This is a genomic window from Caulobacter sp. CCH9-E1 (assembly GCF_001556515.1).
Classification (GTDB): Bacteria; Pseudomonadota; Alphaproteobacteria; order Caulobacterales; family Caulobacteraceae; genus Caulobacter.
Genome location: NZ_LSJA01000271.1, coordinates 1 through 10122, shown reverse-complemented (window position 1 = coordinate 10122; position 10122 = coordinate 1). Strand labels below are relative to the sequence as shown.

Sequence of the window (10122 nt, the reverse complement as noted above, 5' to 3'; positions counted from 1 at the left end):
GCCAGGTCGCCGACCCGCTGAACACCCGCTACGCCGAGGTCTATCGCGGCGGCAACGCCCTGCGCTTCGGCGGGGCCTTGCTGGGCGGGGCGGTCAACCTGGTCACGCCCACGGGCAAGGACGCGGGCTTCGCCAACCAAGTCCGGATCGACGGCGGCTCGTTCGGGCTGCTACGTGAGCATGTCGCCATCGCCCGCCAGTCGGGGAGCTGGGACGTCTATGCCGCGGCCACAAACCAGACGGCCCAGGGCTGGCGCTCGCAGAGCCAGCAGAACATCCAGTTCGGCTCGCTCAATATCGGCCGCAGCTTCGGCGAGGACCGCGAGGTCCGCTTCATCGTCAACGGCTCGAATATCAACCAGGAGATCCCCGGATCCCTGACCCTGGCCCAGTTCCAGGCCAATCCGCACCAGTCGGCGGCCGGCAACCTCTCCGGCGACCAGAGCCGCAACCAGCGCGGCCTGCGCGGTTCGCTGCGCACCACCTGGCGGCTGGACGACAGCTTGGTGTTCGAGGGCGCTGTCTATGCGGTGTGGAAGGACCTGGACCACCCGATCTTCCAGGTCATCGACCAGCAGAGCCGCAACTGGGGCGCCTTCGGCCGCTTCGACTGGGACGGCGAACTGGCCGGCAAGCGGGCCGACGCCTTCTTCGGCGCCTGGGTGCGGACCGGCGACTTGGACAGCAATTTCTACGTCAACAATCGCGGCGCTCGCGGCGCGCCGACCTCGCGGACCTTGCAGAACGCCAAGGCCGTGGACGTGTTCGGCGAGGGCCGTCTGTTCGTCACCGACCGCGTCGCCGTGGTGGCCGGCGCGACCTGGGGCGAGGCGCGGCGCGACTACACCAGCTTCGCCATCCCCGGCCAGGCGGCGACCTTCAACCTCAAGGCCGACAAAACCTATGACTGGGTCTCGCCGCGCGTCGGCCTCCTCTGGCAGGACGAGACCGGCAACCAGGTCTTCGCCAACCTGACCCGCTCGGTCGAGCCGCCGAACTTCAGCTCGATGAGCCCGACCAATACCGGCTTCGCCCCCGTGAAGGCGCAGAAGGCCTGGACCGGCGAGGTCGGGGCGCGCGGCCACAAGGGTCCGTTCACATACGACCTGACGCTCTATCGCGCCGAGCTTCGGGACGAGATGCTGCAATATGCGGTGACCTCGTCGATCCCGGCCTCGACCTTCAATGCCGACAAGACAATGCACCAGGGGATCGAGGCGGCGCTGGACTGGGCCGTGGCCCCGCGCTGGCGCCTGCGCCAGACCTGGAGCCTGTCGGACTTCCGCTTCAAGGACGACGTGCAGTTCGGCGACAACCGCCTGCCGATCGTGCCGAAGACCTTCTACCGCTCTGAGGTCCGCTACGACGACCCGCGCGGCTGGTTCATCGCGCCGTCGGTCGAGTGGTCGGCCAGCGACGCCTGGATCGACTACAAGAACACCCAGGCCACGCCCAGCTATGCGATCGTCAATCTGAACGCCGGCTGGAAGGTCACGCCCGCCGTGTCGCTGTTCGTCGATGCCCGCAACCTGACCGACAAGGCCTATGTCTCCAACACCCAGGCCGCCGTCGCCTGGACCGCTGCGACTGCCACCCTGTGGCCCGGCGACGGCCGGTCGATCTTCGGCGGGGTCACCGTAAACTTCTGACCTATGCAGGCGCGCCCGGCGCGTCTGCCCCACCCGCCCTTTCGAGCCGCTACACCTGTCCCCCCATGGACGAGTCGGTCGGCCAAAACAGGGCGCTACGGTTTGCGAACCCCTCGTCCTTGCCCCAATTCAGGGTGCGCCGGCCAAGCGTGAGGTGAATCTTCGAGCCCATCACGCGATGGATCCGCGCCTGGCCGGATGGTTCAAGTTCCGTGTGAGCTCCTTGCATCGCGCACGGTGACGCCGATCGACGGCGGGCCTGGTCGTGCCAACCTTGGGCGAGCGACGCTGAAGGCTGAATCCTTGGGGAGCCCCTCAGCGGGCCTCGCCGCTCGGTGGGTGACCAATCAGCTGGGCGCATAGTGCTTCGGCCAGGTCCGGGTCCCCGTCGGCGATGGCCTGACCCAGACCCCGGTGAAGTCCGACGTCCTCCAGCTGGCTCTCCGGCGACTGCTTTTCCATCTGCCAGATCCAGAACCGGGTGGCGACGTTCTGCAGGGCGATCACGAACCGGGCCAGCGTCGGGTTCTGGGCGGCGACGGCGACCGCGCGGTGAAAGGCCAGGTCCATGGCCAGCATGGCGCGAAAATCACCCGTGGCGATGGCGTCTTCGGCGCCGGCGAAGGCGTCGAGAATGGCCACGACATCGGTCGGACGGCGATTGCGCGCGGCCAGCGCGGCGGCCTTGCCTTCGAGCATCCGCCGGACCTGAAAGGCGTGCTCGATCTCGGCGACATCGAGGGGCGCGACGATGGTGCCCACGCGCGGGCGACGCACCACCAGCCCCTCGATGGCCAAGCGCCCCAGGGCGTCCCGGATGCCCGCGACACCGCCTGCGTAGCGGGCGGCCAGGGCATTCTCCTCCAGGACCTGCATGGGCGGCAGATCACCCAGGATGATGTCCTGCAGAAGGAGGTCATAGAGCCTGGCCTTCTGGAGACCGGGCGACCAGGCGCCGTGCGGCGCGACACTATTGAGGGGCCCCTTCATGGGCGGGGCGCGATCGACGACTTCATGGCCAAGGTCCTAGTGACAAACCCCGCCGACGTCATTCCCATTGGCCTCTAAAATGTAAGACTTTCGAACGGCGACAAGCGCTTGGCCCGGGCCGGCCGCCCGCTCTAAGTCGCCGCCATGTCCTGCCCCCACCCTGCTCCCGGCGCCGTCGCATCGGCGTTCCAACAGGCCCTTGAAGCCGGCGCGGCCCTGGCCGGCGCCACCGCGCCCAATCCACCGGTCGGGTGCGCCGCCCTAGCCGCCGATGGCGAGATCCTGGCTGTCGCCGCCCACCATGGCGCCGGTCACGCCCATGCCGAGGTCGCCGCGCTGGAAGCCTGTCGCCAGACCGGCCGGCTGGATGCGGTGAGCGCCCTCGTCGTCACGCTCGAACCCTGCAATCACCACGGCCGCACCCCGCCCTGCGTCGAGACCATCCTGGCCAGTCCCGTCCGCGCCGTCTGGATCGGCACGCCAGATCCGAACCCGGCGGTGCGCGGCGGAGGCGCGCGCCAGCTCGCCGCCGCCGGTCTGGACGTGACCTTCGCCGCCGACCTGCCCCACCCGATGGCGCCGCGGCTGGCCGCCCGGAGCGCCCGGCTCATCGCGCCCTTCGCGCGGCGCCTGCGAAGCGGCCGGCCGTGGGTGACGGTCAAGCAGGCCCTGCGATCGGATGGCTCCATGATCCCGCCCGCCGGCGCCAAGACCTTCACCAGCGCCACGTCGCTGGACCTGGCGCACGCCTTGCGCCGCCGCGCTGACGCCATCGTCACCGGCTCTGGCACGATCCTGGCCGACAGCCCTCTCTTCACCGTGCGGCGGGTCCCCGACCCGCGCCTGTCCCCGCGCCGCCTGGCCATCCTCGACCGCCGCCGCCGCGTCCCGGCCGCCTATCTGGCCCGGGCACGGATGCAGGGCTTCGCGCCGAGCCTACACGACGACCTGCCGACGCTGCTGGCGCAACTGGCGGAAGATGGCGCCCTGGAGGCTTTGATTGAGGCTGGGCCGACCGTGACCACGGCGGTGCTGGCCGGCGATCTCTGGGATGAGCACGTCGTCATCAGGACAGCGGACGCGGCCGATCAGGACGACCGGATCGAGGTTCGGCTGGCCCACGATCTGGAGGCCCGCGCCTGATGTTCACCGGGATCATCGAGACCGTCGGCGAGACCCTGTGGGTGACGCAAGCGGGGGACGGCGCCCTCAAGATCGGCCTGGCCACTGGGTTTTCCGATCTGACCCTGGGCGAAAGCGTCGCCGTCGATGGCGTCTGCCTGACGGTGATCGCCCAGGACGACGCTGGAGAGGCCACCTTCTTCCTCAGCGCCGAGACGCTGGCGCGCAGTACCTTCCCGACCCTCGCCGTCGGCGCCCGCGTCAATCTCGAACGGGCGCTGCAGGTGTCGGCGCGGCTGTCGGGTCACATCGTGCAGGGTCATGTCGATGGCCTGGCGCGGATCACGGCCATCACCGGCGACGAGGACGATCGTCGCGTGCGCCTCAGACTGCCCGACGGCCTCTGGCCCTACTGCGTCGAGAAGGGATCGATCACCCTGAACGGCATCAGCCTGACCCTGACCGATGTCGGCCCGATCCAGGCCCCTGACGGGTTCAGCGTCGGCGTCGCCCTCATTCCCCACACCTGGACCCACACCACCCTGCGGCACGCGGTCGTCGGCGATCTCGTCAATGTCGAAGTCGACGTGCTGGCCAAATATGCGGAGCGTCTATGTCACGTCTATCTGAAGCGCTCGCACGCCTGAGGGCGGGCGGGATGATCATCGTGGTCGACGACGTCGACCGGGAGAACGAAGGCGACCTGGTCATGGCCGCCGAGCATGTCGACGCCGCCGCCATCGCGTTCATGGCCAAGGAAGGCAGCGGGCTGATCTGCCTGTCGCTGGAGGCCGGGGCCGTCGAGCGCCTGGGCCTGGCGCCCATGGTCGCCGACAACCGCACCCGACGCGGCACGGCCTTCACGGTCTCGATCGAGGCGGCGGAAGGCATCGACACCGGCATCTCGGCCCACGACCGGGCCAAGACCATCGCCGCGGCCACCGCGCCGGGCGCATCCGCCGTCGACCTGGTCTCGCCGGGCCACGTCTTCCCGCTGCGGGCCGCGCCGGGCGGCGTCCTGGCCCGCCGCGGTCACACCGAGGCCTCCATCGATCTGGCGAAACTGGCCGGACTGAGGCCCGCCGCCGTGATCTGCGAGATCATGAACCCCGACGGCGCGATGGCGCGGGGCCCGAGCCTGGACGCCTTCGCGGCGCGTCACGACCTGCCGATCGTCTCGATCGCCGAGCTGGTGGCCCATCGTCAGGCTGTGACCGAAGTGGCGCGCTCGCACCTGCCCAGCGCGCGCGGCGACTTTGAAGTCGTGGCGTTCCGGTCGGCGGAAGCTGAACACCTGGCCCTGATCGCCGGTCCGCGCGATGGCGCCGCGCCGTTGGTCCGTATCCACTCGGAGTGCCTGACCGGCGACGCCCTGGGCTCTGGGCGATGCGACTGTGGCGAGCAGCTGCGCGCCGCGATGGACCGCATCGGCCAGGAAGGCGGTGTGCTGATCTATCTGGGCGGTCACGAAGGGCGGGGCCTTGGCCTGGCCAACAAGATCGCCGCCTACGCCCTGCAGGACCAAGGTCTCGACACGGTGTCGGCCAACCATGCCTTGGGCTTCGTCGACGACGCGCGCGACTACGGCGCGGCGTGCCAGATCCTGCAGGCCCTGGGCGTGCGGCAGGTGCGCCTGATGACAAACAATCCGCGCAAGGCCGAGGCCGTGACGGCCGGCGGCCTGACCGTGGTCGAGCGCGTGCCGGTGCTGGCCCCGATCACCGCCGACAACGCCGCCTATCTCAACGCCAAACGCGACCGGCTTGGCCATGACCTCGGTCACGTCGCCTGAAAGGACCTCACGCCATGACCCATGATCTTCCCCGCATCGCCCTCGTCGTCAGCCGCTTCAATGCCGACATTGTTGACGGCCTGGTGCTGGGCGCCCGCGCGGTCCTCGAGGCCGAGGGCGTCAGCCTGGGCGAGGAGGACATCGTGGAGGCCCCGGGCGCTTTCGAGTTGCCGCTGATCGCCCAGACCCTGGCCGCCAGCGGGCGGTTCGATGGGATCGTCTGCCTGGGCTGCGTCATCAAGGGCGACACCGCGCACTTCGAGTATATCAGCCAGGGGGTCGCGGCCGGCCTGATGACTGCGGGGCTCAGCACCGGACGGCCGATCAGCTTCGGCGTCCTGACGACCTACGACGAAGACCAGGCCCTGGCCCGCAGCCGCGAGGACGTAGACAACAAGGGCCGCGAGGCCGCCCACGCCTGTCTCCAGGCCTGGCGGACGCTCCGGTCGATCAGATCACGCGCGGCCTAGACGGCGCCGCAGGCCGACGACCGCCCGGACTGAACGGCGTCGCCGATTGGGGAGCGGGTGACTGCCACAGGAACGGGCGAACACGCCCATTCCTGTGTCGAACACTCGACATCGAATACTGTCTAACCTCCTGACTTTGCTCTGGAACCAAAGTCTTTCGCTGGGATTGAAGCTGCAGTGAGCGGCCTCGGCAAAGGTTGTCCGGGCCGGCGGTGAGGACAGGGCCAGCCCATGACGACGGCGTCACGCGACAAGATCTTCGAAAAAGAACTGGTTTCGCAGATCCCCCACCTGCGCGCGTTCGCCCGCTCGCTCTGTGGGGATGCGGTTCAGGCCGACGACTTGGCCCAGGACGCCGTCGCCAAGGCCTGGCGCTGCCGTGAAAGCTTCGAGCTGGGCACCAACATGCGCGCCTGGACCTTCATGATCCTGCGCAACCAGTTCCTGTCTGAGAAGCGGCGCAGCTGGCGGTCGGTGGAACTGGATCAGGAACGGGCCGAGCAGACCCTGGTCGCCACCGACAATCCAGCCGCCGCGATCGAGCTGGACGATGTCCGCCAGGCGCTGATGGCGCTGCCGGTCCCGCAGCGCGAAGCCCTGATCATGGTCGGGGCCGGCGGCTTTTCCTACGAAGAGGCCGCCGCGGTGATGAACGTGGCGATCGGCACGGTGAAGAGCCGGGTCAACCGCGCGCGCACCGAGCTGCAACGCCTGCTGGAGACTGGCGACTATGCCCGCGATGGCCGCCCGGTCGGCGAGGCCATGGCCGCGCTCACCCCCTGGGACGTGGCGCAACGCGCCGACGTCGTGCTGGACGCGCAGTCGGCCGCGTGACGGCCGCCCCGCCCCCGGACACCACCCAGCGCCCGGCGACCAGCCTGCTGCGCAAGCTCGGACCTGGTCTCGTCACCGGGGCGGCGGACGATGATCCCAGCGGCATCGCCACCTATTCCCAGACCGGCGCGCAGTTCGGCTATGGCCTCTTGTGGACCATGGTCCTGACCTATCCGCTGATGAGCGCGATCCAGCTGGTCAGCGCCCAGATCGGTCGGGTGACCGGCAAGGGCCTAGCGGCCAATCTTGGCGAGGTGATGCCGCGCTGGGCGGTCAATCTGCTGGTGGTTCTGCTGCTGGTGGCCAACACCATCAACATCGGCGCGAACCTGGCGGCCATGGGCGCGGCCGCCGAGCTTCTCGCCCATCGCGGGTCCCACATCTTCACCGTGGGGTTCGCGGTGCTCTCGCTACTGCTGCAGCTCTTCGTGCCTTACCAGCGCTACGTCGCGTTCCTCAAATGGCTGACCTTCGTCCTGCTGGCCTATGTCGCGGTGCTGTTCACCGTGAAGCTCGATTGGACCTCGGTCATCCAGGGTCTGGTCTGGCCGCGCGCGCAGCCGTCGGCGGCGCTGATCACGGCGATCGTGGCCATCTTCGGGACCACGATCAGCCCGTATCTCTTCTTCTGGCAAGCCGCCCAGGAGGTCGAGGAGGTCAATCGCAAGGCCCATGCCAAGCCGCTGACCGAAGCGCCCAAACAGGCCGGCCGGGCCATGCGGCGCATCCGGCTCGACACCCTGGTCGGCATGGCCGTCTCCAACCTGGTGGCCATCGCCATCATGCTGGCCACCGCCGCCACTCTGCATGTCCAGGGCAAGACCGACATCACCAGCGCCGCCGACGCGGCGCGGGCCCTGGAGCCGGCCGCCGGGCGCTTTGCCTTCCTGCTGTTCGCGCTGGGCATCATCGGCACCGGCCTATTGTCCGTCCCGGTACTGGCCGGCTCGGCCGCCTATGCGGTCGGGGAGTGCCGCAAGTGGAAGTGCGGCCTGGCGCACAAGCCGTGGGAGGCGCCGGGGTTCTATGGCGTGATCGCCGCGGCCACCCTGCTGGGGGTCGGTATCGACTGGTCGCCGCTCGACCCGATGAAGGCGCTGTTCTGGAGCGCGGTGATCAACGGCGTGATCGCCGTGCCGATGATGGCGGCGATGATGCGGGTGGCTTCGCGGCCCGGCCAGATGGGGCAGTTCGTGGTCGGGCGCGGTGTGCGCCTGCTGGGATGGATCGCCACGGTCGTGATGGGCCTGGCGGTGGCGGCCATGGCGCTCTCGCCGCTGCTGCCGCGCGGCTGAAGCGGCCGGGCGCGGAGTCCTCGCGCAACTGGAACCGGGTCAGGTCCAGTTCCGTTGAGCCGATGGAACCGACGCCGAGAGATAGCGCCCGATGATCTACGACGCCCTCATCGTCGGCGCCGGCCCGGCAGGCCTGACGGCGGCTACCTATCTCGGGCGCTTCCGCCGCAAGGTCCTGGTGCTCGACGGCGGCCCGTCCCGCGCCAGCTGGATCCCCGAGAGCCACAACACGCCGGGCTTCCCGCAGGGAGTTGGCGGCGGAGCGTTGCTCGCCCGTATGCGCGACCAGGCCGAACGCTACGGCGCCGTGTTCCAGACCGCGCGGGCAGAGACCTTCGAGCGTCGCGGCGACCTTTTCGCGGTACGCCTCTCCGGCGAGAGCGGCGGAACGGTTCAAGGGCGCACCCTGCTGCTCGCCGCTGGCGTGGTGGACATCAAGCCCGACCTTCCCGGGATCGATGCGGCCATCCGGCGGGCGCTCGTGAGGATCTGCCCGATCTGCGACGCCTATGAGGCCATCGACCAGGCCATTGCGGTGCTCGGCGATGGGCCGCTGGGCGCGCGCGAAGCGATCTTCCTGCGCACCTATTCCAACCAGGTGACCTTGCTGCATCTGGGCGCGAGCGACGATCTCGACCTTGTGGCGCTGCGCGAGGCCGGCGTCACCGTGATGGCCACCTCGCTGGGCGCCGTCAGGCTGGAGGACCAGGTGATCGTCGAGACGGGCGACGGTCGGGCGACCTTCGACTGCCTCTATCTGGCGCTCGGGTGCGAGATGCAGAGCCGTCTGGCGGTGCGGTGGGGCGCCGAGCACGACGACGACGGCAACCTGAACGTCGACGCCCATCAGCGCTGCTCGATCGACGGCCTCTATGCGGCGGGGGACGTGGTCCGAGGCCTCAACCAGATCGCCATCGCCACGGCCGAGGCGGCGGTCGCGGCCACCGATATCCACCGACGCCTGCGGCAGATCGATCCTTCGCCCGGCGCCTGAAGGCGGCGCCGGGCGGGGATTACCCGTCGGCCTCTTCCTCGCGCTCGTCGAGGACGGCCATCGCGCCCATCAAGTCCAAGATCTGACGCCGCGCGGTGGACGGCAGGGCTGGAAAGTTCCGCGCCAACTCGACGCCCTCGGCCGACATCAGGAAGGCCTGCGTGGTGCGGGCGATCCGCTCGGCGTCCTGAGCCAGGGCGCTCTCGGGCTCGACGGGATCGGGCAAACCCTCGAAGAACCAGCCGACCGAGGTGTTCAGCACCGCCGCCATGCCGTGGAGCTTGGAGGCGCTGATCCGGTTGGCGCCGCGCTCGTATTTCTGGAGCTGCTGGAAGGTCAGGCCGACCGCGTCGGCCAGGGTCGTCTGGCTCATGCCCAGGCTCTTTCGGCGCAGGCGAAGCCGGGCGCCGACATGCAGATCGACGAAGTGGGGTGATGTTTCGGTCGGCACGTCGGTGCTCCCTGGGCGCAATTGTCCTCAGGGGACATGACGGTTGACCGCCGTTACGCCGAGTCGGTCCAGCAGCCAGCGGTCGCGCGCGGGCGAGTCTCGTCCCAGACGCGAAAGTCGAGACGCGCAACATCCCCGATCAGGGTTCGCGGCCACGGTCGGCCCGCCCCTCGCGCGTCCTCAGCCAAGGGCGCGCACAGCCGCCAAGAACAACATCAGGGCGCCGAGTAACCCGGCGATCCGGCTAGCGCCCAGAACCAGGCGCTCGAGGCCACGCGTGGTCACCGACGCGCCGAAGCTGCTGAAGGTTTCCAGCCCGGCCATATTGCGCCGATAGAAGCGACGGCGTTTGACCCACAGGTCGGCAGCGACGGCCAAGGCCACTAGCCCGATACCAACAATCCATTCCATGGCAGCCTCCACGCGCCGAACTCAACCCTGGATAAACTATCACACCCCTGGCGACATCCAGAGCCGAACGATCAAGCCACCCGCCCGTCAGGTCCGCCCACGACCCCGACAATC

The 10122-nt window shown here is 69.2% G+C and carries 11 protein-coding genes; 8 read left to right on the top strand and 3 right to left on the bottom strand.

The genetic code is table 11. From position 1 onward, the window contains the following. Nucleotides 1-1649 (top strand): TonB-dependent receptor domain-containing protein (locus AX690_RS15355; RefSeq protein WP_066730482.1); only part of this gene is annotated, 1649 nt, incomplete at its 5' end. Between the two features lie 315 nt (nucleotides 1650-1964). Here the strand turns inward: AX690_RS15355 and AX690_RS15350 are convergent. Further along, entirely contained in the window at nucleotides 1965-2639 is a 675-nt protein-coding gene (locus AX690_RS15350; RefSeq protein ID WP_062099893.1) for a GntR family transcriptional regulator, read from the bottom strand. A 144-nt stretch (nucleotides 2640-2783) separates the two neighbouring features. Between AX690_RS15350 and ribD the strand changes: the two genes are divergently transcribed. The 7 genes from ribD to AX690_RS15315 all read left to right on the top strand — a co-directional run bounded on the left by ribD (nucleotide 2784) and on the right by AX690_RS15315 (nucleotide 9146). Next, nucleotides 2784-3782 carry a bifunctional diaminohydroxyphosphoribosylaminopyrimidine deaminase/5-amino-6-(5-phosphoribosylamino)uracil reductase RibD gene (gene ribD / locus AX690_RS15345; RefSeq protein ID WP_062099894.1) on the top strand — a complete coding sequence of 333 codons (999 nt, stop codon included), beginning with the start codon at nucleotides 2784-2786 and terminating at the stop codon, nucleotides 3780-3782. Continuing rightward, nucleotides 3782-4408 (top strand): riboflavin synthase, encoded by a 627-nt coding sequence (locus AX690_RS15340; RefSeq protein WP_062099902.1) that lies wholly within the window; start codon nucleotides 3782-3784, stop codon nucleotides 4406-4408. Before ribD ends, AX690_RS15340 begins: the two co-directional genes overlap by 1 nt. Nucleotides 4409-4419: 11 nt before the next feature. Further along, nucleotides 4420-5553 (top strand): 3,4-dihydroxy-2-butanone-4-phosphate synthase, encoded by a 1134-nt coding sequence (gene ribB / locus AX690_RS15335; RefSeq protein ID WP_231732214.1) that lies wholly within the window; start codon nucleotides 4420-4422, stop codon nucleotides 5551-5553. 14 nt (nucleotides 5554-5567) lie between these two features. After that, nucleotides 5568-6023, top strand: a complete 456-nt coding sequence (ribH, locus tag AX690_RS15330; RefSeq protein WP_062099896.1) for a 6,7-dimethyl-8-ribityllumazine synthase — start codon at nucleotides 5568-5570, stop codon at nucleotides 6021-6023. A gap of 231 nt (nucleotides 6024-6254) precedes the next feature. Continuing rightward, on the top strand, nucleotides 6255-6857 hold the full coding sequence (locus tag AX690_RS15325) for a sigma-70 family RNA polymerase sigma factor (protein WP_066683756.1): 603 nt from the start codon (nucleotides 6255-6257) through the stop codon (nucleotides 6855-6857). Beyond that, nucleotides 6854-8152 carry an Nramp family divalent metal transporter gene (locus AX690_RS15320; RefSeq protein ID WP_062099897.1) on the top strand — a complete coding sequence of 433 codons (1299 nt, stop codon included), beginning with the start codon at nucleotides 6854-6856 and terminating at the stop codon, nucleotides 8150-8152. The genes AX690_RS15325 and AX690_RS15320 overlap by 4 nt, the downstream gene beginning before the upstream one ends. Nucleotides 8153-8243: 91 nt before the next feature. Next, nucleotides 8244-9146 (top strand): NAD(P)/FAD-dependent oxidoreductase, encoded by a 903-nt coding sequence (locus AX690_RS15315; protein ID WP_062099898.1) that lies wholly within the window; start codon nucleotides 8244-8246, stop codon nucleotides 9144-9146. A gap of 19 nt (nucleotides 9147-9165) precedes the next feature. Here the strand turns inward: AX690_RS15315 and AX690_RS15310 are convergent, their stop codons facing one another. Together AX690_RS15310 and AX690_RS15305 are read right to left on the bottom strand one after the other, a co-directional pair. Further along, nucleotides 9166-9597 carry a helix-turn-helix domain-containing protein gene (locus tag AX690_RS15310; protein ID WP_062099899.1) on the bottom strand — a complete coding sequence of 144 codons (432 nt, stop codon included), beginning with the start codon at nucleotides 9595-9597 and terminating at the stop codon, nucleotides 9166-9168. 180 nt (nucleotides 9598-9777) lie between these two features. Beyond that, nucleotides 9778-10008, bottom strand: coding sequence for a hypothetical protein (locus AX690_RS15305; RefSeq protein WP_062099900.1), 231 nt, complete (start codon nucleotides 10006-10008; stop codon nucleotides 9778-9780). Nucleotides 10009-10122: the final 114 nt, after the last annotated feature.